Source organism: Rhizobium viscosum, from assembly GCF_014873945.1.
Taxonomy (GTDB): domain Bacteria; phylum Pseudomonadota; class Alphaproteobacteria; order Rhizobiales; family Rhizobiaceae; genus Rhizobium; species Rhizobium viscosum.
Genome location: NZ_JADBEC010000001.1, coordinates 975,590 through 1,001,365 on the forward strand (window position 1 = coordinate 975,590; position 25,776 = coordinate 1,001,365).

The following is a 25,776-nucleotide window of genomic DNA, read 5'->3' on the forward strand; positions in this document are numbered from 1 at the left end:
GGAAATTGTCCAGAGCAGCCAGCTCAGCCTTGGTTCGGCAGAAGCATGCAGTCGTATGAGCGCTTCTTCAGGGCATCGCAGGCGGAGGTAGCATCTTCCTTGCTCTGGAAGCCGACGAAACGGGCGCGGTAAATCGTGTTAGGCCCCTTCCCAACAGCTTCGGTGTAGGGCGAGGCGGAAACGAGCGGCGCACCTGCCTCGGACTGCGCCTGCGCAAGAAGCGCACGGGCAGCATCGGCGCTCGGGGCAGCCGAGATCTGGATTTGCCAGCCACCTGCCTTACCGGCCGGCGCTTTCGCCGCCTTGCCGGCGTTCATGATCTCGTCCATTGCCGCCGGGCGCTCCAGCGGGATAACGCCGTCATTGGCAAAGCCGAGCGCCTTCGGTGCGAGTGTTGCTGCCTCGTCCGCAACGCGCGGCGCGCTCGCCGGCGCAGGAACATCGGTTTCATCCGCGGCCGAGGCGACCTCGACTTGCTGTTTTGCATTGATGCTGGCGGTCAGCTTGGCGCCGCCGGAGGAGGCACGTCCCATATAGCGGTCGAACAATCCGGCCATCTTGGCGTCGCGGCTGCGGGCCGTGCGCCCGCCGAGTACCACGCCGACCACGCGGCGATTGCCGTCCTTCACGGCGCTGACGATGTTGAAGCCGGAGGCATTGGTGTAACCGGTCTTGATGCCGTCCATGCCCTGATAGCGATACATGAGATTGTTGTGGCCGCGGATGGTCTGGCCACGGAAATTGAAGCTTGCGATGGAGAAGAGACGATACTCGCTGGGATAATTCTTCAACAGCGCCACGGCGAGCGTGGACATGTCGCGCGCCGTCGTAATCTGGCGCTTGTCCGGCAGGCCGGATGCATTGACGAAGACCGTGCGGCTCATGCCGAGCTGGCGGGCCTTCTGGGTCATGAGCCGGGCGAAATTGCTTTCCGAACCGCCGAGTTTTTCACCGATGGCGGCAGCAGCATCGTTGGCCGACTTGACGATCATGCCATAGACCGCCTCACGCACGGTGATCGTACCGCCCGCTTTCACGCCGAGCTTCGTCGGCGGACGCGAGGCCGCATATTTCGACATGGTGATCGGTGTATCCCAGGTGATCTTGCCGCGATTGAGCGCCTCGAAGGTGAGATAAAGCGTCATCATCTTCGTCAGCGAGGCCGGGTGGTTCAGCGTATCACCGTTTTCGGACGCAAGGACCTTGCCGGTGCGGGCATCGAGCACGAGGGAAGCGCTTCCGGCAAAGGCCGCAACGGGTGCAGTAATTGCCAGCGTCGCGGTCAAAATGGCAGCCAAAAGCCTTCTCATGCACTTCCCCTCATTATATCCGGCTAGTCGCTACAACCGAAATTATGTCCCGTATTGTGACAGATGCCCATAATCTGGCGCGACTTTGAGGCAACGCCCAAGTTTTTTCCAAGCTTTTGTTTCGCTTGGTTAAGGGCCGGTAAATAAACAGCTTTCCAACCCGGATTCAGCAAGGTTTAACGGCGGCATTGTTAGTCTGTGTGACACGAATTCAAAGCGGGGTCACGGGAAAAATGGGGCAGTGGAAGCGGCGTCTGAAGCGCATCGCGATCGGCGGCGGGCTGGAAGCGGCCTGGCTGGCGAATGCCGCCGGGCTCGTGAAAGAGGCCCGCGGACGCGTCGTCATCTTCACGCTCCATCATGTACGCCCGCATATTGCCCAACCGTTCGAGCCGAACCAACATCTTGAAATCACGCCGGAATTTCTGGATGCGACGCTCCGGCGGCTGAAGCGGAGCGGCTATCGTTTCGTGCCGCTCGATGCGGTGCCCTCCCTCTTGTCGGACCCGCAGGACGATCGCCTATTCGCCGCCTTCACGCTGGATGATGGGTATCGCAACAATTTCGTCCATGCCCTACCCGTTTTCGAACGGCATGGCGCACCCTTTACGGTTTTCGTTGCGCAAGGGTTTGCCGAAAGCTCGCACAGCATCTGGTGGGAGACGCTGGCGGTGCTGCTCGGCAGGGAGAACAGCATCGAGTTCAATTTCGGCCAAGGCAGAGAGAGGCTGGCGCTCGATACTCCCGTCCGGAAATGGGACGCCTTCGACCGGCTTGCCGAGTTTATCCACAGGCAGGACGAAAGTCGCGCCATCTCGGAGGTGGATGCACTGGCGCGGTGCCACGGTATAGAGCCGGTCGATATCACGCGGGAACTGGTCATGGAGCCACAGGAACTGCGCGAGCTCGCGGCAAGCCCGCTCGCCAGTCTTGGCGCCCATACGATCAGCCACCGGGCGCTTGCCCGCCTGCCGCATGCGGAAGCTCGGATCGAGATGGAAATCTCGGCCGATTATGTCGAGTCGATCACCGGCACTCGCCCCCGGACGATCGCTTTTCCCTACGGCACGACGGAGGCAACAACAGGCCGCGAAGCGGACCTCGCGGCAAAGCTCGGCTTTGCCATCGCGGTAACAACGCAGCCGGGCTTTCCGACCCCAAGCCTGCCCACCTACATGCCGCGCATCTCGCTCAACGGCTTTTACCAGAAGCCGCGCTATGTCTCGGCGCTGGCATCAGGCATTCCCTTGAAACTGCTCGGAAAATAACCCCCTTAAGGGTACATTCGCACCTTGTCCCAAGCCCCTTCAGGCGTCGACCGACGAAACTCGATGCGGTCGTGCAGGCGAAATTTCTGGTCTTTCCAGAACTCGATCGAGGTCGGCCGGATCCGGAAACCAGACCAGTAAGACGGGCGCGGAATGTCGCCAATGGCATAACGCGCCGTATATTCGGCAACGGCCTTTTCCAGCGCGAAGCGGCTTTCGAGCGGGCGCGACTGCTTGGAAGCCCAGGCGCCGATACGACTGCCGCGGGCACGCGTCGCAAAGTAGGCGTCGGCCTCTGCGTCGGTGACCAGTTCGACAGGGCCGCGAACGCGCACCTGACGGCGCAGCGTTTTCCAGTGGAAACACATGGCAGCTTTCTTCTGTCCCAAGATTTCGCGACCTTTCTGACTCTCGAAATTCGTGTAGAAGACGAATCCGTCAGTATCGAAACCCTTCAGGAGAACCATGCGGACATTGGGCAGCCCATCTTCATCGACCGTCGCGAGCGCGACAGCATTGGGGTCGTTGACTTCGGAAGCCTCCGCCTCCTTCAGCCACTCCCCAAAGAGCTTGAAGGGCTCTTCACTTTCGGTAAAGTCACCACCTGTTAACCCGTTTGCCGACATATTAATTCAAATCCCGCGGTTTATGAAAACTGACCCAGCTTTTGAAGCTAGGGAAGGATACAGGGTGGAAGTCATAGCAAAGACACATCGCCATACAAAGGGTTCGCTGCGCCGCAGCGTCAGGCTCTCCATCGTCGGTATCGCGATTCTGTCCCTTTCCGGCTGCATGACCGGAGGGTTCGACTTCCTGAGTTCGGCAAAGGTGGATCGTTCAGTTGCGACCGGCACGGTGCCGCAGCCCGCCCCCAGCACGGATACGCTTTCCGACGAGATGACGGTGCGCAACGCCGTGACGTCTGCCGATATCCAGAAGCTCGAGGGACAACCGCTTCCCTGGGCCAATGCGTCTACCGGCAGTGCCGGCATCATCGACACGATCGTCGAGAATAATAACGCCGGCCAGGTTTGCCGCCAGTTCCGCACGACGCGGCATTCCTATGTCGGCATCGCCAAATTCTATGGCAAGACCTGCCTTGTCGGCGGCGGCAACTGGCAGCTTCTGAGCTTCCAGCCGGAAAGCTGATCCCGTCTGGCCACTTGTTTCGGCACGATGCGCCCTGACACGTCAGGGTTAATGCGCCGTGCCGATTCGCCTCAATGTTTAGTGAAAGGCTAACCATTCGCGGCAAAACACCCCATATCCAACGTCGGAAATAAGAAGTGATTAGCAACTCTTCCGCACGATCGCCCAACGAGCGGGCTTTCCCGTCGCGAGAGCGAACCGGACGGCGCGTCATGAGTTGAGATTCGGTTTCCGGAACGGCCACGAGGAACATGCCTCCCGGATTGCGACAGCGGCGGTGCGAACAATGCGTGATCCATACAAGGTGCTGGGCGTCAAGCGCGACGCAGGAGCGGACGAAATCAAGGCTGCCTGGCGCAACATGGCCAAGGCCGTGCATCCCGATCACAATCAGGGCGACCCGACGGCGACCGCTCGTTTCGCCGAGATCGGCCGCGCCTATGAAACGTTGAAAGATCCGAGGAAGCGCAATCTCTTCGACAGCGCCGTGCGCATGGCAGAAGCCAAGAAGCAGGAGCAGACGATCATGCAGCAGCGCCAGGCTGCCCGTGAGGCCGCCGCTCGCGCCAAGGCCGCGCAGGCCAATGCCGAGCGCGTGATGGAAGAACTTGCGCGCGCCAATGCCAATGCGCAGAAGGCCACAGCAGCAGGTGCCAAACAGCAGCAGGCAGGTGCAACCGAAGCCGCAGAAGAGATGGTCGAACGCATTTTTGGCGCACAGGCGACCCGCACCGCCGGCGCACAGACGCAACCGCACGCCCAGCAGGCGCATTCGCAGCAACCACAAGCCAAACCGCATGCAACAGAAGCGACAAAGCAGCCGGAACAGGAAACCACGGAGGCCGAATCCGCCAAGGCGGAGGAAGAGCATATAGAGGCCACCACTGGTGCGGGCGCCAACATGTCGCTACCGCTCAGCCTGCTGACCTCGCTTGTGCGCCGCTTCACCGGCGCCGGCCAGCCTGGCCTTGAGAAGGCCCCGGATGAGGTGGCGACCGCGACCGTGACGATCGAAGACATCATGAAGGGAAGCTGGACGACGGTTTCCCTTCCCGAGGGACGCGAAGTCGGCTTCGCACTGCCGGCCGGAACGACTGAAGGCCATCAGGTCCGGCTCAAGGGTCAGGGATTCAAGCTGCCGGGCATGCAGCGCGGCGACGCCGTCATCAATATCCACATCGCGCCCGATCCGCGCTTCACCGTCGATGGTTTCGACGTGCATGTCGTGCTGCCGCTCAATATCGAAAACGCGGTGCTTGGTACCGAGGCGCGTGTTGACGGTCCACAGGGACCACTCAATGTAACGATCCCTGCATGGTCGGGCTCCGACAAGACGATCCGCATTCCCGACCAGGGCCTGCCCAACGACAGCGGCGGAAAAGGCGATCTCGTCGTCGAGTTGCGTATTATGTTGTGGGAAAAACCCGACGCCAAAGTCACTGATCTCATGCGCAGCATGCGTGAAGGGCTGTTTTTATGAAATTTTGGTGACAATCGCACCCTTTGTTACGATCCCTAACAGTTGATGATCTTGGGCCTGCTTGAACCGATTAACGGCCTATGCCATAGGCAGGATCATCAGAATTCCTAGGGAAGCGAAATATGGCTCAAGCATCCGGCCTCATGGCAGGCAAACGCGGCGTCATCATGGGTGTCGCCAACAATCGTTCGATTGCGTGGGGTATTGCCAAGGCCATTCATGCGCAGGGCGGAGAAGTTGCATTCACCTATCAGGGCGATGCCCTGAAGAAGCGCGTGGAGCCGCTGGCTGCCGAAATCGGCGCCGTCATGGTGGGCCATTGCGACGTCAGCGACGAATCCACGATCGATGCCGTTTTCGAGAACGTCGAGAAGCTGTGGGGCAAGATCGATTTCATCGTGCACGCGATCGGCTTCTCCGACAAGGACGAGCTGACAGGCCGTTATGTCGATACGACGCCTGATAACTTCGCCAAGACCATGCAGATCTCCGTCTACTCCTTCACGTCGGTTGCTCGCCGCGCCGAGAAGCTGATGACGGAAGGCGGTTCGATGCTCACCCTCACCTATTACGGTGCAGAAAAGGTGATGCCGAACTACAATGTCATGGGTGTCGCCAAGGCTGCCCTTGAAGCGAGCGTCAAGTATCTCGCCGTCGACCTCGGACCGAAGAACATCCGAGTCAACGCCGTTTCGGCAGGGCCGATCAAGACGCTGGCTGCCTCCGGTATTGGCGATTTTCGCTATATCCTCAAGTGGAACGAGTATAATGCGCCGCTGCGCCGCACCGTGACCATCGAGGAAGTGGGCGATGTCGGCCTCTACCTTCTCTCGGACCTGTCGCGTTCTGTGACGGGTGAAGTGCATCATGCCGACAGCGGCTATCATGTCATCGGCATGAAGGCTGTGGACGCGCCTGATATTTCCGTCATCAAGGACTGAGGCGTCCTATCCCCAAGCGGAGCCGATCCCCGTGCTCATCTATGTGATCAGACACGGCCAGACCGACTGGAATGCGGAACGTCGCCTGCAGGGGCAGAAGGATATTCCGATCAATACGATCGGCCGCGAACAGGCCAGACAGAACGGGATCGCCCTTGCGGCGGTCCTAAGGGGCGAGGATGCGGAAAGCTACGAGATCATGTCATGGCGGACCGGCGCATGGCTGAATTCGGTCGACCGGCCGACCGTCTGCGTCACCCATGGCGGTGTCATCAGAAGCTTGTTCAAGATAATCTCCAATCTGCCGAAGGACGTCGCCTCTGAAGGCGAAATCCCGCAGGACCGGATTTTGAAGATCGAGACGTCGCAGAGCCTGATCGGCTGGGTCTAGCCCAGATGGGGCGTGCTTACTTGACGATGTCGAGATCGTTGATGACGCGCTTGCCGTCGACTTCCGTATAGAAGATCACAACCTTGACGCCGGCCTTCAGGCCTTCGAAATCGAATTCCTCAGGCGCCTGATAGGTCTTGCCATCATCGAGCGTCAGGACGAGATTGGTCGTGTCGACCTTCTTGATCGTCGCCTCGACATCGGCGCTCTCGGCAAAACTGCTCATGGGCGAAAGAAAATTTGCCGTGGCCAGAAGCGTAGCAATAACGAAACGCATGTCGGCAATCCCTTTGAAGCGCTGCCATTGATATCGAGTGGCCACAGATAAACTCCTGAATATGGCGAAAATTGCCCGGAAGAATGGCTTTCGGCGCCCAATTGATGAATAGGATTTTACGGATAATCAAGAGGCTCGATTAACCGTCTTTTTCTCTCTGTTTACGCGATTTAGCAGGCGCGAATGCGCGCAATCGTAAATTAACCCCTGCACCCTAAAGTCAGCGCGAATGTAGGGGTGTGTGATTTGCAATTCCGGCTGAGCAACGGCAACCAGCTGCGGCGTGTTCTGAAGAATACGCGCGTCTCGCTGCTGGTTTCCGCCCTCGTGGCGGTTGTCGTTATTGCCGTCGGCTTTGCACTCGACGGTGCCAATACTGCCGCCTATCTGCGCGAGCTGCAGATCCGCACTGAAAACGAGACGAACCTGATCCGTGCCCGCATGATGGCGCAGATCAACATGGACATTACTGCCGTCCGCGACCTTTCCAACCTGATCTCGCTCAGCACGCAGACGAACGAGGTGGAGATGGAGCGGCAGATCAACTGGCTGCTGATCCAGAACCCGCATTTCATCCATATTGCGGTCGCGCCTGATTTCATTGTCAAGGCGGTCTATCCGGCGCAATCCGGTAGAGACAGGATCGGCAAGGATGTGCGCGAGCGGCTGATGGAGCGCATGTCGATCAGCCGCAATACCGGCGACCAGTCGGCCCGCTTCTATGGTCCTTTCAAGACGACGGATGCAGAAGACGCCTTCGCGATCTTCTTCCCGGTTTTCGTCAAGCAGAACGGACAGCGTCGTATCTGGGGCGCGGTCGAGGTGGTCGTCGACCAGAACATGTTCTACGAGGCGACCGGCTTGAAGCCCGCGCGCAACAGCGAAAACCGGGAGCGCTATCCGCATCTCGACCATCTGTCGATCGCGGTGCGCGACATCGGCATTCCGGACGAAACGGCCGCGCCTTTCTTCGGTCCTGCCGATATCTACAAGAAGGATCCGCTTCGGCGCAAAATGAGCTTTGCGGGCGGGCGATGGGAGCTGGCTGCGGTGCCGAACGCCGGCTGGCATGCGGTTCCCGGCAACCAGCGTGAATTGCGACTGATCATCGTAGCCGCAGGCTGCGTGATCATCATCCCGATCTTCTTCGCCACGTTGTTGCTTGGCGAACGCAACCGCAACATCGTGCAACTCGAGGCTCGCGAAGCCAAACTTCTGGAACTCTCGCAGCGCCTCAACCTGGCGCTGGAATCCTCCCGGATCGGCATATGGGAGTTGCAGGAGAATGCCACGAACCTTGCCTGGGATGCACGAGCATCCGTCCTTCACGGCCTCAAAGCGACCGAAGGCAGCCGACCACTGGACGTGTGGCTTTCGACGATTGTGCCCGAAGACCGCGAAATCGCCGAGGTTCATTTCTTCGGTTGCAGCATTGCGGGAGAAGCCTGCACGGCGCAATACAGGGTGATGCGGGAAGACGGCCGCATTCGCCACCTGCGCTCCATCGGCGCCTTCTATACGGATGCCGGCGGCACAGGAAAGACGATCGGCATCGTCTGGGACGTGACGGCAGATGCGGAAGTCACCAGCACCCTTCGCCTTGCCAAGGAAACGAGCGAGCTCAAGAATGCCGAACTGGAACTCGCGCTGGAAGAACTTTCAAGCCGTGAGGCGGAGCTTGCCGAACTCTCCGGCAAGCTCGATCTGGCGCTCGATTCCTATCAATGCGGCATCTGGGAGGCAATTCTCGGCAAGAGAGGCTCGATCTGGGACGAGCGGATGCACGAGCTCTATGGGTTGAAGCAAAGCAATGCCTTCGTAACGGAAGACGCCTGGCTTTCCTGCATCCACCCTGATGACCGCGGGCTCGCGCTCGAAAGCGCCCGGCATTTCAAGCAGCTTGGAGACACGCATACGCTCGTCTGTCGCGTGCCGGACGAAAATGGCGGCGTGCGCTACGTGCGTTCCGTCGGCAAGGTGCACCGCACGCCGACCGGCGAGATGAAGATCATCGGCATCGCCTTCGATTCGACCGAGGATGCATTGATGACGCTGCGCCTCAAGGCCGCGAAGGATGAGGCGATCACCAAGAATATCGAGTTGGAACTCGCCAAGACCAGGATCGAGCACAATTCCCTGCACGACCCGCTGACTTCGCTCGCCAACCGCCGCAAGCTCGATATCGCGCTGGAAAACCTGACGGATGCCGGCCGCAGCGAGCGGCAGAAATTCGCGATCCTGCATATCGACCTCGACCGTTTCAAGGAAATCAACGACACGCTGGGCCATGCCGCCGGCGACGCGATGCTGGTGCATGCTTCACGCGTGCTTTCCAGAAATCTGCGTGCCAGTGATGTCGTTGCGCGTATCGGCGGCGACGAGTTCGTCATCCTCTCCTTCGACGTGGGCGACACGGAGATGGCGGAACTTGCAGGCCGCGTCATCGAGGAAATGCGCCAGCCGATCGATTTCCAGGGTTTTCCCTGCCGTTGCGGCGTGTCGATCGGCATTGCGCTGGCGAACGGCATTCATGTCGATGCCCGCAAGGTGCTGATCAATGCCGACATCGCGCTCTATCGCGCCAAGAGCCTCGGCCGTAACCGTTTCGAATTCTTCAACCACAATCTGCAGGCCGATATCATCAACAATAAACGCACGGCCGATGAGATCCTTGCCGGCATCGACAATGGCGAGTTCACTGCCTGGTACCAGCCGCAGTTCTGTGCACGCTCGATGAAGCTGACGGGCGTGGAGGCGCTGGTGCGCTGGCATCATCCCTCCAAGGGCTTGCTCACGCCGGACAAATTCCTGCGTATTGCCGACGAGATCAACGTCGTACAGACGCTCGATCGCATCGTCCTGGAAACCGCACTGCGCGACAAGATGCGCTGGGCGGCACAGGGCATCTTCGTACCGAAAATCTCCGTCAACGTTTCGGCGCGGCGTCTGCATGATGGCAGCCTTCTGGAATCGCTTAGTGGCCTGCAGATCCGTCCCGGCGAAATTTCGTTCGAACTGGTGGAATCCATCTTCCTCGACGAAAGCGAGGACGTGGTTTCGCAGAATCTCGAACGGATCAAGGCACTCGGTATCGATATCGAGATCGACGATTTCGGTACTGGCCATACCTCGATCGTGTCACTGCTCAAGCTCAAGCCGAAGCGGCTGAAGATCGACCGCCAGCTCGTAAAGCCTATCGTCTCCTCCTCGCAGGAGCGCGCGCTCGTCAGCTCCATCATCGAGATTGCCCGCTCGCTCGGCGTGGAGACGGTGGCCGAGGGTGTCGAGACGCTTGATCATGCCGAACTGCTGCGCGATCTCGGCTGCGATCTCCTGCAGGGTTACGCCTTCGCACGCCCCCTCTCCTTCGACGATTTCGCCATCGAGGCGCGTGGCACGGCCTGGCTGCTGGCGTCCTAGTGCTGAAGCCGAGGCTATCGGTCGCAAATACGGGAAATACCATTTCCCTGATCGCATCATCAGACGCAAAGAAAGGCTTTTGCCTGAACGGCTTTTTAGCCTATGAGTGTCGCGCCTTTTTAAGTAATGGCGCGGCCGGTGACGACCGGCTCCGCGCGTCCGGCGGGAACACATGTCGCACAATACATTCGGTCACCTCTTCCGTGTAACCACCTGGGGCGAAAGCCACGGGCCGGCGCTCGGCGCCGTCGTCGACGGCTGCCCTCCGGGGCTGCGCTTCAAGCTCGAAGACCTGCAGGTCTGGCTCGACAAGCGCAAGCCAGGCCAGAGCCGTTTCGTCACCCAGCGGCGCGAAGACGACCTCGTGAAAGTTCTCTCCGGCGTCATGATGGACGCCGACGGCGAGACGATGATTTCGACCGGAACGCCGATCTCCATGCTAATCGAGAATACCGACCAGCGTTCCAAGGACTACGGCGAGATCGCCCGGCAGTATCGGCCCGGCCATGCCGACTATACTTATGATACGAAATACGGCATTCGCGACTATCGCGGCGGCGGCCGTTCGTCTGCCCGCGAGACCGCTGCCCGCGTCGCAGCCGGCGGCATTGCCCGGCTCGTCGTGCCTGGTGTCACCATCCGTGGCGCGCTGGTGCAGATCGGTAAACACAAAATCAACCACGCCAACTGGGATTGGGATCAGGTCGGGCAAAACCCGTTCTTCTCCCCCGATGCCGAGATCGTGCCCGTCTGGGAAGAGTATCTCGACGGCATCCGCAAGGCCGGCTCTTCCATCGGCGCCGTCATCGAGGTGATCGCCGAGGGCGTTCCGGCAGGTCTCGGCGCACCGATTTACAGCAAGCTCGACCAGGATATCGCTTCGCTGCTGATGTCGATCAATGCTGTGAAGGGTGTGGAAATCGGCAACGGTTTTGCCGCCGCGGAGACAAGCGGCGAGGACAATGCCGACGAGATGCGCATGGGTAATGACGGTCAGCCGATCTTCCTGTCAAACAATGCCGGTGGTATCCTTGGCGGCATTTCGACTGGCCAGCCGGTGGTCGCCCGCTTTGCCGTCAAGCCGACCTCTTCCATTCTCACCGAACGGCAGTCGATCGATGCCGACGGCAAGAATGTCGATATCCGCACAAAGGGCCGCCATGACCCCTGCGTCGGTATTCGCGCCGTGCCGATCGGCGAGGCGATGATCGCCTGCGCCATTGCCGATCACTATCTTCGCGACCGCGGCCAGACCGGCCGGCTGAAATAGGATTTGTCCCATGCCTTATGATCAGAAGCGCGTTGTCGATGCCATCAGGGCCTTTGAAGCCGGTGAGATCGTCGTCGTCATGGATGACAATGATCGTGAAAACGAGGGTGACCTGATCGTTGCCGCCGTGCATGCGACGCCTGAAAAGATGGCCTTCATCGTGCGCCACACGTCAGGCATCGTCTGCGCGCCGATGCCGAAAGAGGAGGCGAAACGCCTGAACCTCAACGCCATGGTGGCGGAAAACGATTCCGCCCATACGACCGCCTTCACCGTTTCCGTCGACTTCAAGCACGGTACGACGACGGGCATTTCCGCCGACGACCGCACGCTGACGGTGCGCAATCTTGCCAATCCGAATGTCGGCGCGTCGGATTTCGTTCGCCCCGGCCATATCTTCCCGCTGGTCTCCCGCGAAGGCGGCGTGCTGATGCGTTCCGGCCATACGGAAGCGGCGGTCGATCTCTGCAAGCTTGCCGGCCTGCCGCCGATCGGCGTTATCTCCGAACTCGTCAATGACGACGGCACGGTGACGCGCGGCCCGCAGGTCGTGGATTTCGCCGAACAGCACGGGCTGAAGCTTCTTTCGGTCGCCGACCTCATCGCCTATCGCCAGCGCAAGGAAACGCTGATCGAGCTCGGCTCAAGCTTCGATATCGAGACGCCGTTCGGCAGGGCCAAGGCGCATACCTACTCCTTGCCGTGGGATCCGATGCAGCATCTCGCCGTCGTCTTTGGCGATATCAGGGACGGTGTCGATATTCCGGTGCGCCTGCATCCGGAAAACGTAGCCGACGACCTGTTCGGCAAGCGCAAGCCGGTCGACTTCTATATGCAGAAGATCGCCGAGGAGGGCCGCGGCATCATCGTCTACCTGCGTGAAGGCTCTGTTGGAGTCGGCCATTACGACAACGGCCGCAAGGCGCGCAATCAAGGCCGTGAGGCACATGCCGAAGCACAGACACGTGACAGTGAATGGCTGGAAATCGGCCTCGGTGCGCAGATCCTTAAGGATCTCGGCGTCAGCTCCATCAAGCTGATGACCAGCCGCGAACGGCACTATGTCGGCCTGGAAGGCTTCGGCATCAAGATTTCCACCACCCAGATCTGCTGATTGTGCCCTTCTCCCCGCGGGGAGAAGAGATTATCCTTTCCAGCCGTCCAGATAGACGACTTTCTCCACACCGGCGAAGCGCGCCAGGCGCCCCAGTTCCGCGTCCAGCTTTTCAAGCCGCCCCGCGGACGCTCTCACACGCGGTTCCAGCCACAGCCGCTTCACATCCAGCGTGCCCTTCTTCCTGTCGGCTTTCATGTCGATACGGCCGATGAGCCTGTCGCCTTCCAGGAGCGGAAATACGTAATAGCCGTATTCGCGCTTCGGCTCCGGCACGAAGATCTCGATACGGTAGAAGAAACCGAACAGTCGTTCCGTTCGGTTTCTGTCCCGGATCATCGGATCAAACGGGCTAAGCACCCGGATTCGCGGCGGCGCTTCCGGGTAGCTATCGAGCGTGCCAAGGAAATCGGCTGATGCCCATGAGGAGCGCGGCTTGCCGCCAAGCGCCGGCTCGATCAGTACTTCGGTCAGCTCATCGCGATGTTCCGCCACCCAGGCCTTTGCTTCATCCGGCGACAGCAGATCCCAGAAGGCGGCGATTTCACCGTGGGTGGCAAAGCCGAGGCGGGCGAGCGCACTGCGGCAAGCCCAGTCCACGAAATCCTCGCGACTGACCTCCGGCGCGTGGAATTCGGCAGGGATGACGCGCTCGGCGAGATCGTAGATCTTCTGGAAATTGGAGCGGCCGGCGATGGCGAATTTGCCGGTGCGCCAGAAATATTCGAGCGCCGTCTTGTTCGGATGCCAATTCCACCAGCCGCCGGAGACGTGGCCATCCGCTTTCAGGTCGCGCGCCAGGATCGCCCCGTCCTTGACGACGCGGTCATAGGTCTCCTCGAAGGAGGCTTCGAAGCCCTCGCCGCGCCACTTGCGCCAGCGCTCGACGATTGCCAGTTCCTCATCGCGGAATTTGTGCTTCCAGTATTTGAAAAAAGCGCTCGGCAGGATGGAGGCATCATGCGTCCAATGCTCGAAGAGCGCACCATCCTTTTCCAGAAGCGCAGTCAAATGTTCGCGCCGATACGTCTGGTTGCGGGAAAAAAGGATCTGATGATGGGCGCGCTCCACCGTCTGGATGCTGTCCACCTGTACGAAGCCGAGATCGTGAATGAGGTCCAGCAGGCCGGCCTTGGTCAATGCGCGGTTCGGAGGCGCGCTCAGTCCCTGCTTGGCGAGAAAAATACGGCGGGCGTCGGAATTGGAGAGCAGATTCGTCATACCGCCATCATAGCGCGGAAAATCTTCCTAGCCACCCGATAGCATATTCGCGATGATTTGATTTTGATCCTTTATCGCATGGCCGCCGGCTTATAGAAGCAAGGGCTCTAACAAGGGGACCATATTTGGATATTCGTTTCGACAGCGCGGGCGCCAGCTTCGGAGCAAGGGTTGCGGTCGAGCCGCTCACATTGTCTCTTACCGAAAACCGTCTCGGCGTCATCGGGCTCAATGGTTCGGGCAAGACGACCTTCGCGCGGATGATCAACGGGCTCATGAAACCCACCACAGGCAAGGTTATTGTCAATGGACGGGATACGCGCGACGAGAAGACGGCGCTTGCCGATGTCGGCTTCATCTTCCAGTCGCCGCAGAACCAGATCATCCTGCCGGTCGTCAAGGACGACATCGCTTTCGGGCTCAAGGGCCGCGGCTTCACCAAGGCAGAGATCGAAAGAAAGGTCGAGCTGGTGCTGGCTCGCTTCAACGCCAGGGAACTGGCCAGTCGCCGCGCGCACGAGCTTTCGGGCGGCGAGCTGCAGATCGCAGCGCTTTGCTCGGTGCTTGCGACCGGTCCCGATATCCTCATCCTCGACGAGCCGACCAACCAGCTCGATCTGCGCAACCGCGCGCTAGTACAGACGACCATCGATGGGCTCGAAGAAAATGTCGTCGTCATCACCCATGATCTCGAGCTGATATCCGGTTTCGAGCGCGTACTCCTATTCCATGAGGGCAGGCTGGCGGCCGACGCGCCGGCAACGGATGCGATCGCCCGCTACAGGGAGCTCGCCGTCTGATGCAATCGCTCTATGTCGACGGCGACAGCGCCCTGCATCGGCTTTCGCCCCGGGCAAAGATCTTTTCCCTCTTCCTGCTCGGCTTCGTGCTGTTTCTTGGCGACAATCTTCCGCTGCTCGTCATCGTCACTCTGCTGACGGCTCTGATCTATCGGAGCGTCGGCCTGCCGTTGAAAGAATCAGCTACCCGGTTGAAGCCGATCTTCTTGACCATCGCGTTCGTGGCGCTCTTCACTCTCCTCTTCAATCCCTGGCACGATGCACTGGTCGCCCTGCTGCGACTGACGGCCCTGATGCTCTTTGCTGCCGCCGTAACCGCGACGACGACGATCACGCAATTCATGGATGAGATAACGGCACTTGCCCGACCACTGGAGCGGACCGGCTGGGTGAAGGCCGACGACGTAGGGCTTGCAGTCGGTCTCGTTCTGCGTTTCGTGCCAGATATTATTGCCCGCTACCACGCACTCAGCGAGGCACATGCGGCACGCGGGCTGAAAGTACGGCCGGCGACGATCCTTATCCCGCTCATCATTTTGACGCTGAGGGATGCGGATAACATCGCTGCTGCGATTGACGCGCGCGGCATTCGGCGGCATGTCAGTTAACGACTTATGAATTGGAGATGACGATGAGCACGCGCGACCTCGTTCTTGCCGCTCTTTTCGCCGCGATCATCGTGGCTCTCGGCCTGCTGCCGCCCATCTATCTGGGTTTCATTCCTGTACCGATCACGGCGCAATCGCTTGGTGTCATGATGGCGGGCGTCGTGCTCGGCGCAAGGCGCAGCGCGGTCGCCGTGCTGATCGTGCTGGTGCTTGTCGCGATCGGCCTGCCGGTACTTTCGGGCGGCCGCGGTGGATTTGCGGCATTTGTCGCTCCGACCTCGGGCTTTCTGATCGGCTGGGCCTTTGCCGCTTTCGCCACGGGCTTTCTCAGCGAACGGCTGGTTCATAGCGACCAGTCCGGACTGGTACAGACGGTGAGCTTCTTCCTTGCCGCCATGATCGGCGGCATCGTCGTGCTCTATGCCTTCGGCATCCTTTATTTGGCATTTGCCGCCAATATCGGCCTGACGCAGGCCTTCGTGGGCAGCATGGCCTTCATCCCGGGTGACGTCATCAAGGCCTTCGTCGCAGCACTTGTTGGCCGGGCCGTGATGGTCGGCTATCCGCTACTGCCGGTCCGAATCTAATCCAGGAAGCTGTAGAGCCAGTCGCGTGTTTCTTCGGGAAGTGCGGCTGGCGAACCATCCTCGCGGGTGTGCGCCTGCCAGACGATTTCCACCTCCGCGGCACGCTCGTCGTCAATCTCGAAGGCGATGAGGAAGCCGATGGAACGTACGCCGATCTTGTCAACGCCGGCGGTGAAGGTGACCGTCTCGTGATAGTGCAGCGGGCGGTGAAGGATGCAGGAAACCTTGCCGGGAGTATAGACGGGCTCATCCTCGACATCGGGCCGCGACGACCAGAAGCTTGCAAGTACGGATTCGGCATAGGAAATATAGGACGCCAGAAACATCTGGCCGTTCATATCCACATCACGAAACGGTACGCGTATCTCCATCATGTCCGGGCGGTTCGTCTTACTCATTTACAGGTCTGCCTTGCAGGTTATCGCAGTGAGCCTAGCATGGGGTCCGGCGATGTAAACGAAACAATTAAAATAGCGTAAACGCGGGGATGCGGAGTGTTGACCGCGACAATGCGGCTTGTTGAAATCAGCAGACAGTGCCCCATCTGCTGTGGATCATGACATTTGTGACCGATAGAGTGCCGGCATGAGCACCCGTCTTTACGAACATCCCATCTTTCTCGAGCACGTGACGCCGTCTGGCCATCCCGAGCGCTCCGACCGTATCCGCGCGCTCAATGTGGCGCTGGAGCATCCGAATTTCGAGCGTCTCGATCGAAAGGAAGCCCCGCAGGCGAATGAAGATGCCGTGCTGCTTGCGCATCCGGAAGAGCATCTGATCGCTGTCATGCGGCAGATTCCGGAAGAGGAAGACAAGATCAACCAGCTCGAAGCCGATACCTATGCCAGCCAAAAGAGCCTGCAGGCGGCGCTGACCGGCATCGGCGGGGCGATGGCCGCCGTCGACGACGTGTTCCGCGGCAAGGCGGACAATGTGTTCGTCGCTGCTCGGCCGCCGGGACATCACGCCGAGAAGATGACGGCGATGGGCTTCTGCTTCTTCAACAATGCGGCAATCGCCGCCCGCCATGCGCAGAAGGCTCACGGTGCCGAGCGCGTCGCCATCGTCGACTGGGACGTGCATCACGGCAACGGCACGCAGGATATCTTCTGGGACGATCCTTCCGTGCTCTTCTGTTCCACCCATCAGATGCCGCTTTATCCCGGCACGGGGGCCAAGGACGAGAATGGTGCGCATGGAACGATCGTCAATGCGCCGCTTTCGCCCAATGTCGGCAGCGATCATTTCCGCGAGGCCTTCAAGTCGCGCGTGCTGCCGGCGCTTACCGATTTCCGGCCCGACCTCATAATCATTTCGGCCGGTTTCGACGCGCATCACCGCGATCCGCTGGCGCAGATCAACCTGACAGGCGAGGATTTCGACTGGGCCACGGGCCGGCTTCTCGAAGTTGCCGACCGCAGCGCCAATAACCGGGTCGTCAGCCTGCTCGAAGGCGGGTATGATCTGGAAGGCCTAGCCGAGTCGGCGGGCATGCATATCCTCAGAATGATGAAGGGTTGAGAATGACTGACAGTGCCAAGCCGGAGGTTTCCGGTCTTTCCTTCGAAAAGGCGGTTGCCGAACTCGAAAGCATCGTTGCACGCCTCGAACGCGGCGACGTGGCGCTGGATGAATCCATCGAGATCTATGAGCGCGGCGAAGCACTGAAGAAGCATTGCGAGACACTGCTTTCGGCCGCCGAAAACCGCATCGAGAAGATCCGCCTCGACCGCGCCGGCAAGCCGCAGGGCGTGGAGCCGCTCGACGGCGCTTGAAGCGCGTACCGAAACTCCCTTTTAAGACGCTTGGCGACCGGCTTCCGACCGATCTATGATCCCTCGATAAACATCAAGGGAACAGCAAGATGACGGACAGATTGAAGGGCAAGGTCGCCATTATCTCAGGTGGTGCGACCGGCATGGGCGGCGCTGCCTCGAAGCTCTTTGCGGCTGAGGGCGCGCGCGTCGCCATCATCGATCGCAATGGCGAGGCGGCGGCGAAAACCGTCAATGAGATCCGTGCTGCCGGCGGCGAGGCCGACTACTGGACAGCCGATGTTTCCGAAGAAGGAGCCGTCAACGAAGCGGTTGCCGGCGTTGAAGAGCGCTATGGCCCGGTCACGGTGCTTTTCAATCATGCCGGCACGATCGTCATCAAGCCTTTCCTAGAAACCACGCTGCAGGAATGGGACTGGTTGCACGCCGTCAACGTGCGCTCGATGTTCCTGATGACCAAGGCAGTGCTGCCGAAGATGATCGAAGCCGGCGGCGGATCGATCGTCTGCACCTCGTCGATCTCGGCGGTTGCCGCCACGCCGATGGAAGTGCTTTACGATACGACGAAGGGTGCGGTGCATATGTTTGCGCGTGCCATCGCGGTGGAATTCCGGGACCGCAATATCCGCTGCAATGCCGTCTGCCCCGGCTTCATCCGCACGCCACATGGCCTGCGCGAGGTGAAGGAATTGCAGGCGCATGGCGTTGATGTTTCGGACGCAGCGATTGCCGCGCAGCAGGGCCGGATCGGCGAGCCGGAAGATGTCGCTCGCGCAGCGCTCTATCTTGCCAGCGATGAATCGATCTTCGTCAATGGGGCGCATCTTTTCGTGGATAATGGCTTCACGGCGATCTGAGCGCTTCACCGCTATCTGACAAACTGGCCCTTTCGCCACAGACCGGCAGGCGCTATCTGTGGCTCCAAGCCTTTGTGATCGGAGTGCGCCATGTCCTTCTTCCCCGGTAAAGACCCCCTCCCCGGCGATGCCTTCGCCTGTGACGCGATCGAGAACCTGATCATTCCGCGCACCAGCGATATCGGCGGCTTCCAGGTGCGCCGCGCCCTGCCGACGCGCCAGCGCCGGCTCGTCGGGCCGTTCATCTTCTTCGATCGCATGGGGCCGGCGATCCTCAAGCCGAATGAAGCGCTGGATGTGAAGCCGCATCCGCATATCGGGCTTTCGACGGTCACCTACCTCTTCGACGGCGAAATCCGCCATCTCGACAGTCTCGGGACGGAAAAGGTCATCCGGCCCGGCGACATCAACCTGATGACGGCCGGTCGCGGCATCGTGCATTCCGAGCGCACGCCGGACAATCTGCGCGGCCATCCGCTGTCCATGTCCGGCCTGCAGACATGGCTGGCGCTGCCCGACGACAAGGAGGAGATCGCCCCCTCTTTCGCCCACACCGAAAAGAGCGACATGCCTGTTATCGACGATGGAGGGGTGACCGGCCGCGTTGTCATCGGCTCGTTCGAAGGGCTGAAATCGCCGGTGGAGGTCTTCACCGATACGCTCTATGCCGACGTTTCTCTGCAGCCGGGCTCGAAATTTCCCTTCGGCGCGGCCCATGAAGAGCGTGCGGTCTATGTACTCTCAGGTGAGGTCGTCATTGCCGGCGACCGGTTCGCGGCCGACCAGCTTCTCGTCTTCCGGCCCGGCGATGCGATCACGCTCGAAGCGGGCGCCGAGGGCTGTCATCTGATGCTGTTTGGCGGTGCGGCGCTGAACTCGAAGCGTTACATATGGTGGAATTTCGTGTCCTCCTCGAAAGAGCGTATCGAGAAGGCCAAGGAGGAGTGGCGCACCGGCCGTTTCGATATCGTTCCCGGCGACGAAGAGGAATTCGTGCCTTTGCCGGAGGGCTGAAGTGCTCTAAGGTGAAAAACTTGCGGTTATGCAAAAGTAGTTGTTTTGCCGCAATTCAATCGAATAAAGCAAAGCCGATCAGTCAAAGAAGAGCCCCGCCCGTGACACAATCCCCGAAGACCCCGCTGCTCGACCAGGTCACCTATCCGGCCGACCTGCGCAAGCTCGAGGACCGCGACCTGCCGCAGCTGGCACGCGAAGTCAGGGACGAAATGATCGACGCCGTTTCCCGCACCGGTGGGCATCTCGGCGCGGGTCTCGGCGTGGTGGAACTGACGATCGCCATCCACAACGTCTTCAATACGCCTGACGACCGGCTGATCTTCGATGTCGGCCATCAATGTTATCCGCACAAGATCCTGACCGGGCGCCGCGACCGGATCCGGACGCTGCGCCAGGAAAACGGGCTGTCCGGCTTCACCCGCCGGGCCGAAAGCGAATACGATCCCTTCGGCGCCGCACATTCCTCGACTTCGATTTCCGCAGGCCTCGGCATGGCTGTTGCTGCCGATATCGACAAGACGGATCGCCGCGTGATCGCCGTTATCGGCGACGGTGCACTGTCGGCCGGCATGGCCTATGAGGCGTTGAACAATGCCGGCGCGCTCGATGCCCGCCTGATCGTCATTCTCAACGACAACGACATGTCGATCGCGCCGCCGACCGGGGCAATGAGCGCCTATCTCGCCCGCCTTGCGTCCGGCCGTACCTATATGGGCTTCCGCGACTTCGGCAAGAAACTGACGGCCTATCTCGGCAAGAACATCGACCGGGCGATTACTCGTGCCGTCGAGCATGCCCGCGGCTACGTGACCGGCGGCACGATGTTTGAGGAGATGGGCTTTTATCATATCGGGCCGATCGACGGTCATTCCTTCGATCACCTTCTGCCCGTGCTGCGCAATGTGCGCGATAATGCCAACGGTCCGGTGCTGATCCATGTCGTGACGCAAAAGGGCAAGGGCTATGCGCCGGCGGAAGCTGCAGCCGACAAATATCATGGCGTCAACAAATTCGATGTCATCACCGGCACGCAGGCGAAGGTGAAGCCGAATGCACCGAGCTATACCAATGTCTTCGCCGAGACGCTGGTCCAGGAAGCAACACTCGACGACCGCGTTGTCGGCATTACTGCCGCCATGCCGACCGGCACCGGCCTCGACAAGTTCGCCGAGATTTTCCCGTCACGCTGTTTCGACGTCGGCATTGCCGAACAGCATGCCGTGACCTTTGCCGCCGGCCTTGCTGCGGAAGGTTTCAAGCCGTTTGCAGCGCTCTACTCCACCTTCCTGCAGCGCGCCTATGACCAGGTCGTGCATGATGTGGCGATTCAGGGCCTGCCCGTGCGCTTCCCGATCGACCGTGCCGGATTTGTCGGCGCTGACGGACCGACGCATGCGGGTTCCTTCGACACCGCCTTCCTCGCCACCCTGCCCGGCTTCGTCGTCATGGCCGCCGCTGACGAGGCGGAATTGAAGCATATGGTGCGTACCGCCGTTGCCTATGATGCCGGCCCGATCTCGTTCCGCTATCCGCGCGGCGAAGGTGTCGGCGTCGACATGCCCGAGCGCGGCCAGATTCTCGAGATCGGCAAGGGCCGTATCGTCAAGGAAGGCACCAAGGTTGCGCTTCTTTCCTTCGGCACGCGGCTTGCCGACTGTCTGCTGGCGGCCGAAGACCTCGATGCCGCTGGCCTTTCGACGACGGTTGCCGATGCGCGTTTCGCAAAGCCGCTCGACCACGCCCTTATCCGCCAGCTTGCCCGCCACCACGAGATCCTCATCACCGTCGAAGAAGGCGCTGTCGGCGGCTTCGGCAGCCAGGTGATGCAGTTCATGGCGATGGATGGGTTGCTTGATCGCGGCCTGAAGGTGCGTTCGCTCGTCATGCCCGATATCTGGATGGAGCAGGCTAAGCCGGAAGCGATGATCGCCCATGCCGGTCTCGACCGTGCCGGCATCGTCTCGACGGTGTTCAACGCGCTCGGACGTGGTGTTGCGGTCGGCGTGGCCGGTTAAGGCGGCACGCCGACAGGCTTTTCTCACTCGGGCTTTTTGCCATCACGGTAGAAGATCATTCCGCCGTGATGCAGCACGTCACCGATGAAGTCGCCATCGGCGGTAAAGCCTGTATCGTCCCAATATTCGATATGGTCCCCGGTCACTTCATAGCGACCCCGGTAGGCACTCTTTCGTGTGCCGCGCGCCTCGTCATAACGGCCGTTCGGCAACAGTTCCTGGCGGATGTGCCCGTCACCGGTAATCCACATTCCGAGATAGGGGCCGAGATAGGGACGGTTCTGCATTTTCGTTTCCTCTGAAAGAGCGGATGAGGCGGCAAGCGAAAGCATCGCCACGGCGAGAGCCCCGCGGATCTGCATGATCACAGTCCCACGCTCGCCGTCGGGCGCACGGTGATGTCGTTGACATCGACATCCTCGGGCTGCTCGATGGCGAAACGGATCGCCCGGGCAATGGCATCGGGCTTCAGAGCTATCTCGCGGAAGGCGACCATGGCTTCGGCCGAGAAAGGTTCGGTGATCGTATCGGCCAATTCGGATTCGACGACGCCGGGATAGATGCAGGTGACGCGAAGCTTCCTGTTTTCCTGACGCAGGCCATCGGAAATCGCCCGCACCGCATATTTCGTGGCGCAGTAGACGGCAGCCGTCGGCACCACCGCCAAGCCGCCGACCGAGGAGACGTTGATAATCTGGCCGCGCTCCTGTGCATTCATGATCGGCAACACCGCGGCAATGCCGTAGAGCACGCCCCTGATGTTGACGTCGATCATCCGGTCCCATTCCTCCACCTTAAGCGACGACATCAGCGACAGCGGCATGACGCCGGCATTGTTGACGAGAACATCGATGCCGCCGAAAGCCTCGACCGCTGCCCTGGCGAAAGCCTCGGTATCGGCCCGGTCGGTGATGTCGAGCGCGCGGAACTCGACCGTGCCGCCACCCGCGCGGATTTCCTTTGCCAGCTCTTCCAGCCGGTCGGTGCGGCGTGCGCCGATCATCAGCTTGGCGCCGGCAGCACCCAGTTCGCGTGCGGTGCCGGCGCCGATGCCGCTGCTGGCGCCAGTGATGAGAATTGTCTTGCCTTTGATACCCGTCATGTTCTTTTCCTCATGCTTCAATCGGGACCGCAGCCGGATGCTGCCGATCCATGCGCATGAGCTTGGGCTTGAAGGGCAGAAACCGATAGCAAGCTTTTCCGGATTTCTTGCACGATCTTCCGAAAGCCGCTTCAGGCGCTTGGCATTTGCGACAGCAAGGTTCATGCTGCTTTCATGGAAAAGATTGCCGAACTTGCGGATCTGATTGATCGCCACACCGAGACGGACGGGAACTTCGACACGGCGCTGCCACGGGTCGGAATCATACGATCCTCCGCCCGCACCGAACCGATCCATACGCTCTACGAACCTTCGCTCTGCATCGTGGCGCAGGGGCGCAAGCGGGCCGTGATCGGCGACATCGCTCACGTCTATGATGCCGCGCACTATCTCGTCGTCGGTGTCGACCTGCCCGTCATCGGCGCCGTCGTCGAGGCGAGCGCCAACCGGCCATACCTGTGCCTGCGGCTGCAACTCGACCGCGGCATGCTCGCCGAAATGCTGCCTGCCGTAGAGGGGCGCATGCCGGAAAGCCCTGCGGCCGGCGTCAGCGCCACGACGCCTGAGCTTGTTGACGCGGCCGTGCGGCTGTTGCGCCTGCTCGATACACTCGAGGATGCGGAGGTTCTGGCGCCGCTTATCGAGCGGGAAATTCTCTACCGGCTCATCCGCGGGCCGCAGGGCGCTCTCTTGCGGCAGATCGCCAATGGCGAAAGCAGGCTCAACCAGATCGGTCGAGCGATCGATTTCGTGCGGAAGAATTTCAACGAGCCCTTTGCCATCGAGCATCTGGCTTCGGTGGCGGGCATGAGCGCCTCATCCTTCTATGAGCATTTCAAGACTGTCATGGCGATGAGCCCACTGCAGTTCCGCACCCAGCTTCGCCTGCAGGAGGCGCGACGGCTGATGGTGGCGGAAGGGTTGAGTGCTGCCGAGGCAGGTTTCCGTGTCGGCTATGACAGCCCTTCGCAGTTCAGCCGGGACTATGTGCGCGTCCATAATGTTCCGCCGCGGCGCGATATCGAGCGGATGCGCGCTTCCGCCGGTTAACTCCAAAAATGGAAAGGGCGGCACCGAATGCCGCCCTGCCCTTTTCATCCATCCGGAGAGATCGCTCTCAGAACTCGGTCCAGTCTTCCTGGACGACGGCGGCAGCCGTCGCCTGCTTGCCGCCGAAGGCCTTGGTGACCTTGCTGGCAAGCGCGCGGGCCGGAGAGGCGACCGGGCGCGACGCAGCGGTTGCAGCAACCGTCCGCTGAACCGGAGCGGCAGTCTGGGCGCCAAGCTTGAACTGGCGCAGCAGATCGTCGAGGGCGGAAGCTTCCTGTGCGAGCGCATGGCTTGCAGCCGTCTGCTCTTCGACCATGGCCGCGTTCTGCTGGGTGCCCTGGTCCATGTTGTTGACGGCGGTGTTGATCTCCTGCAGGCCGATCGACTGTTCGCGGGTCGCGGTGACGATCGCGCCGACATGGCGGTTGATTTCCTGAACCTCGGCGACAATCGCTTCCAGCGCCTTGCCGGTTTCGCCGACGAGGCCGACGCCGGAATTGACCTGTTCGCTCGACGTGTTGATCAGCGCCTTGATTTCCTTGGCGGCGTTTGCAGAACGCTGGGCGAGTTCGCGGACTTCCTGTGCGACGACCGCAAAGCCCTTTCCGGCTTCACCGGCACGTGCTGCTTCGACGCCGGCGTTCAGCGCCAGAAGGTTGGTCTGGAAAGCGATGTCGTCGATGACACCGATGATGTTGGAGATCTCGCCCGAGGACTTTTCGATCTGCTGCATGGCCGAAACCGCCTTACGGACGACTTCGCCGGACTTTTCAGCGCCGAGGCGGGTGCGCTCAACAAGGTTGCCGACATCTTCGGCACGCTTGGCGGAGTCGCGGACGGTGGTCGTGACTTCTTCGAGAGCGGCGGCGGTCTCCTCGACAGCAGCGGCCTGCTGCTCGGTACGGTGGGCGAGATCGTCGGCAGCAGAACGGATTTCACCTGCGCCGGCGTTGATCGCCGAAGCGTTGCGGCCAACGGACTGCAAGGCAGCCTGCAGCTTTTCGACGGCGTTGTTGAAATCGTTGCGCAGGCTATCGTACTGCGGCGCGAACGGCGTGTGGATGCGGGCTGCGACATCGCCAACGGCAAGGCCGGCAAGACCGCCGGCCAGAGCTTCGACCGCAAAGCGGATCTCGCCTTCTTCACGGGCCTTCTGCTCGTCGCTCATCTGGCGCTGACGCTCGGCTTCGCCACGCATGCGGTCGGTTTCACCGGCCAGCTGCTGCTTTTCGATTGCAGCATCCTTGAAGACCAGCACGGACTGGGCCATGCGGCCGACTTCGTCCTGACGGTCGGTCGCCGGAACTTCGATATGGTGGTCGCCGCCGGCCAGACGGTCCATGGCGGCCGTCATGCCGACGATCGGGCGAACGATGGTGCGCGACAGAGCCCAGGCGAGAGCGGCAGCGGCGACCGCCGCGGCAATGCCGCCGGCGAGAAGCGTGGTCTTGAGATCGCTGTTGGCATCCGCCTGAGCCGCAGCGAGCGCAATGGACTTGTCGCGGGCGAGGGATTTGATCTTGGCGGAAGCGGCGCGGAAGCCGTCGAGCTGGCCCTTCGTGGCGTTGACACCGATCTTGACGACCTCCGCGATCGGCGTTTCTGTTTCCTTGCGGGCCTTGGCCTGCGGCTCGGCGAGCTCGTGGAAATAAAGGTCTGCAGCCTTCTGCATGTCGTCGATCATCGAGACGAGCTCAGGCTGGGAAGCGGCAGTCTGCTTTGCAGCGGCAATCGCCTTCAGCATGCGCTCGCGATTGGCGAAAATATCGCCATAGGTGCTGTCGCTGCGAAAGAGAATGAAGCCGCGCAGGTTGACGGCCTGTTCAAGCATGGCCTGCAGCGCGTCGTCGATCTGGTTGACCAGAAGTTCGGATTTTTCCTGCTCGGCGGAGGCGCTCGCCGAGGTCGTTGCCTTGGAATAGACGAAAGCGGAAACGGATACGAAAATAAGGATGAGTGCTGCGAAAGTGGCCGCAAGCTTACCGTTCAAAGATATGTTTCGAGCGAACATCGGTCAATTTCTCCTGGCGACATCAGGCGCGACAAGGGGCGGCCACGCGAAGTACGCAGCCACAAGACTTCTTGATGAGGAACATGATCGGCGGGGAGGACGCGCAAGCCTTC

Annotated in this window: 25 protein-coding genes; 17 read left to right on the top strand and 8 right to left on the bottom strand. The window is 60.7% G+C overall.

Translation table 11 applies throughout. The features are described from left to right. Positions 1 to 23: 23 nt before the first annotated feature. A complete protein-coding gene (locus H4W29_RS04985; protein ID WP_192727939.1) occupies positions 24 to 1,310 on the bottom strand; it encodes a D-alanyl-D-alanine carboxypeptidase family protein in 1,287 nt (428 codons plus the stop codon). Positions 1,311 to 1,543: 233 nt separating this feature from the next. On the opposite strand from H4W29_RS04985, the gene H4W29_RS04990 reads away from it, so the two are divergent. Continuing rightward, complete coding sequence (locus H4W29_RS04990; protein ID WP_192727940.1) at positions 1,544 to 2,578, top strand: polysaccharide deacetylase family protein; 1,035 nt, start codon at positions 1,544 to 1,546, stop codon at positions 2,576 to 2,578. Positions 2,579 to 2,583: 5 nt separating this feature from the next. Here H4W29_RS04990 and pdxH read toward each other — a convergent pair whose 3' ends face one another. After that, the gene (pdxH, locus tag H4W29_RS04995) at positions 2,584 to 3,204 is read right to left on the bottom strand and encodes a pyridoxamine 5'-phosphate oxidase (protein ID WP_192727941.1); all 621 of its coding nucleotides are present in this window, start codon (positions 3,202 to 3,204) and stop codon (positions 2,584 to 2,586) included. Between the two features lie 64 nt (positions 3,205 to 3,268). Between pdxH and H4W29_RS05000 the strand changes: the two genes are divergently transcribed. The 4 genes from H4W29_RS05000 to H4W29_RS05015 all read left to right on the top strand — a co-directional run bounded on the left by H4W29_RS05000 (position 3,269) and on the right by H4W29_RS05015 (position 6,539). Then, the gene (locus H4W29_RS05000) at positions 3,269 to 3,727 is read left to right on the top strand and encodes an RT0821/Lpp0805 family surface protein (RefSeq protein ID WP_192727942.1); all 459 of its coding nucleotides are present in this window, start codon (positions 3,269 to 3,271) and stop codon (positions 3,725 to 3,727) included. A gap of 286 nt (positions 3,728 to 4,013) precedes the next feature. Then, entirely contained in the window at positions 4,014 to 5,207 is a 1,194-nt protein-coding gene (locus tag H4W29_RS05005; RefSeq protein WP_192727943.1) for a DnaJ C-terminal domain-containing protein, read from the top strand. Positions 5,208 to 5,329: 122 nt separating this feature from the next. Next, positions 5,330 to 6,148 (top strand): enoyl-ACP reductase FabI, encoded by an 819-nt coding sequence (fabI, locus tag H4W29_RS05010; RefSeq protein ID WP_112573377.1) that lies wholly within the window; start codon positions 5,330 to 5,332, stop codon positions 6,146 to 6,148. A gap of 31 nt (positions 6,149 to 6,179) precedes the next feature. Next, positions 6,180 to 6,539 (top strand): phosphoglycerate mutase family protein, encoded by a 360-nt coding sequence (locus H4W29_RS05015; protein ID WP_192727944.1) that lies wholly within the window; start codon positions 6,180 to 6,182, stop codon positions 6,537 to 6,539. Between the two features lie 16 nt (positions 6,540 to 6,555). Here H4W29_RS05015 and H4W29_RS05020 read toward each other — a convergent pair whose 3' ends face one another. Beyond that, on the bottom strand, positions 6,556 to 6,816 hold the full coding sequence (locus tag H4W29_RS05020) for a DUF1344 domain-containing protein (protein ID WP_112542941.1): 261 nt from the start codon (positions 6,814 to 6,816) through the stop codon (positions 6,556 to 6,558). Positions 6,817 to 7,062: 246 nt separating this feature from the next. Here H4W29_RS05020 and H4W29_RS05025 point away from each other — a divergent pair, with 246 nt between their 5' ends. The 3 genes from H4W29_RS05025 to ribB all read left to right on the top strand — a co-directional run bounded on the left by H4W29_RS05025 (position 7,063) and on the right by ribB (position 12,620). Further along, a complete protein-coding gene (locus H4W29_RS05025; RefSeq protein ID WP_192727945.1) occupies positions 7,063 to 10,236 on the top strand; it encodes a bifunctional diguanylate cyclase/phosphodiesterase in 3,174 nt (1,057 codons plus the stop codon). Between the two features lie 172 nt (positions 10,237 to 10,408). After that, positions 10,409 to 11,506: a chorismate synthase gene (aroC, locus tag H4W29_RS05030; protein WP_192727946.1), complete on the top strand. Its 1,098-nt coding sequence runs from the start codon at positions 10,409 to 10,411 to the stop codon at positions 11,504 to 11,506. 10 nt (positions 11,507 to 11,516) lie between these two features. Further along, positions 11,517 to 12,620, top strand: coding sequence for a 3,4-dihydroxy-2-butanone-4-phosphate synthase (ribB, locus tag H4W29_RS05035; protein WP_192727947.1), 1,104 nt, complete (start codon positions 11,517 to 11,519; stop codon positions 12,618 to 12,620). Between the two features lie 30 nt (positions 12,621 to 12,650). Here the strand turns inward: ribB and H4W29_RS05040 are convergent, their stop codons facing one another. After that, positions 12,651 to 13,841 (bottom strand): winged helix-turn-helix domain-containing protein, encoded by a 1,191-nt coding sequence (locus tag H4W29_RS05040; RefSeq protein WP_192727948.1) that lies wholly within the window; start codon positions 13,839 to 13,841, stop codon positions 12,651 to 12,653. Positions 13,842 to 13,966: 125 nt separating this feature from the next. On the opposite strand from H4W29_RS05040, the gene H4W29_RS05045 reads away from it, so the two are divergent. From H4W29_RS05045 to H4W29_RS05055, 3 genes are read left to right on the top strand one after another with little or no spacing between them, the layout of a single operon-like run. Then, on the top strand, positions 13,967 to 14,641 hold the full coding sequence (locus tag H4W29_RS05045; protein WP_192727949.1) for an energy-coupling factor ABC transporter ATP-binding protein: 675 nt from the start codon (positions 13,967 to 13,969) through the stop codon (positions 14,639 to 14,641). Then, the gene (locus H4W29_RS05050; RefSeq protein WP_192727950.1) at positions 14,641 to 15,249 is read left to right on the top strand and encodes a CbiQ family ECF transporter T component; all 609 of its coding nucleotides are present in this window, start codon (positions 14,641 to 14,643) and stop codon (positions 15,247 to 15,249) included. Before H4W29_RS05045 ends, H4W29_RS05050 begins: the two co-directional genes overlap by 1 nt. A gap of 23 nt (positions 15,250 to 15,272) precedes the next feature. Continuing rightward, positions 15,273 to 15,836: a biotin transporter BioY gene (locus H4W29_RS05055; RefSeq protein ID WP_192727951.1), complete on the top strand. Its 564-nt coding sequence runs from the start codon at positions 15,273 to 15,275 to the stop codon at positions 15,834 to 15,836. Here the strand turns inward: H4W29_RS05055 and H4W29_RS05060 are convergent. After that, positions 15,833 to 16,234, bottom strand: coding sequence for an acyl-CoA thioesterase (locus H4W29_RS05060; RefSeq protein ID WP_192727952.1), 402 nt, complete (start codon positions 16,232 to 16,234; stop codon positions 15,833 to 15,835). The two genes, H4W29_RS05055 and H4W29_RS05060, sit on opposite strands and share 4 nt — an antisense overlap. A gap of 187 nt (positions 16,235 to 16,421) precedes the next feature. On the opposite strand from H4W29_RS05060, the gene H4W29_RS05065 reads away from it, so the two are divergent. From H4W29_RS05065 to dxs, 5 genes are all read left to right on the top strand, one after another. Then, positions 16,422 to 17,357, top strand: coding sequence for a histone deacetylase family protein (locus H4W29_RS05065; protein ID WP_192727953.1), 936 nt, complete (start codon positions 16,422 to 16,424; stop codon positions 17,355 to 17,357). A gap of 2 nt (positions 17,358 to 17,359) precedes the next feature. After that, a complete protein-coding gene (locus H4W29_RS05070) occupies positions 17,360 to 17,611 on the top strand; it encodes an exodeoxyribonuclease VII small subunit (protein ID WP_003545921.1) in 252 nt (83 codons plus the stop codon). 89 nt (positions 17,612 to 17,700) lie between these two features. Beyond that, on the top strand, positions 17,701 to 18,468 hold the full coding sequence (locus H4W29_RS05075) for an SDR family NAD(P)-dependent oxidoreductase (RefSeq protein WP_192727954.1): 768 nt from the start codon (positions 17,701 to 17,703) through the stop codon (positions 18,466 to 18,468). A gap of 90 nt (positions 18,469 to 18,558) precedes the next feature. After that, positions 18,559 to 19,482 (top strand): pirin family protein, encoded by a 924-nt coding sequence (locus H4W29_RS05080; RefSeq protein WP_192727955.1) that lies wholly within the window; start codon positions 18,559 to 18,561, stop codon positions 19,480 to 19,482. Between the two features lie 101 nt (positions 19,483 to 19,583). After that, a complete protein-coding gene (dxs, locus tag H4W29_RS05085; RefSeq protein ID WP_192727956.1) occupies positions 19,584 to 21,500 on the top strand; it encodes a 1-deoxy-D-xylulose-5-phosphate synthase in 1,917 nt (638 codons plus the stop codon). 23 nt (positions 21,501 to 21,523) lie between these two features. Here dxs and H4W29_RS05090 read toward each other — a convergent pair whose 3' ends face one another. Next, entirely contained in the window at positions 21,524 to 21,787 is a 264-nt protein-coding gene (locus H4W29_RS05090) for an Atu4866 domain-containing protein (protein WP_246517284.1), read from the bottom strand. 77 nt (positions 21,788 to 21,864) lie between these two features. Further along, complete coding sequence (locus tag H4W29_RS05095) at positions 21,865 to 22,602, bottom strand: SDR family oxidoreductase (protein WP_192727958.1); 738 nt, start codon at positions 22,600 to 22,602, stop codon at positions 21,865 to 21,867. Between the two features lie 174 nt (positions 22,603 to 22,776). Between H4W29_RS05095 and H4W29_RS05100 the strand changes: the two genes are divergently transcribed. Continuing rightward, on the top strand, positions 22,777 to 23,652 hold the full coding sequence (locus tag H4W29_RS05100) for an AraC family transcriptional regulator (protein ID WP_192727959.1): 876 nt from the start codon (positions 22,777 to 22,779) through the stop codon (positions 23,650 to 23,652). A gap of 67 nt (positions 23,653 to 23,719) precedes the next feature. Here H4W29_RS05100 and H4W29_RS05105 read toward each other — a convergent pair whose 3' ends face one another. Beyond that, the gene (locus H4W29_RS05105) at positions 23,720 to 25,663 is read right to left on the bottom strand and encodes a methyl-accepting chemotaxis protein (RefSeq protein ID WP_192727960.1); all 1,944 of its coding nucleotides are present in this window, start codon (positions 25,661 to 25,663) and stop codon (positions 23,720 to 23,722) included. Positions 25,664 to 25,776: the final 113 nt, after the last annotated feature.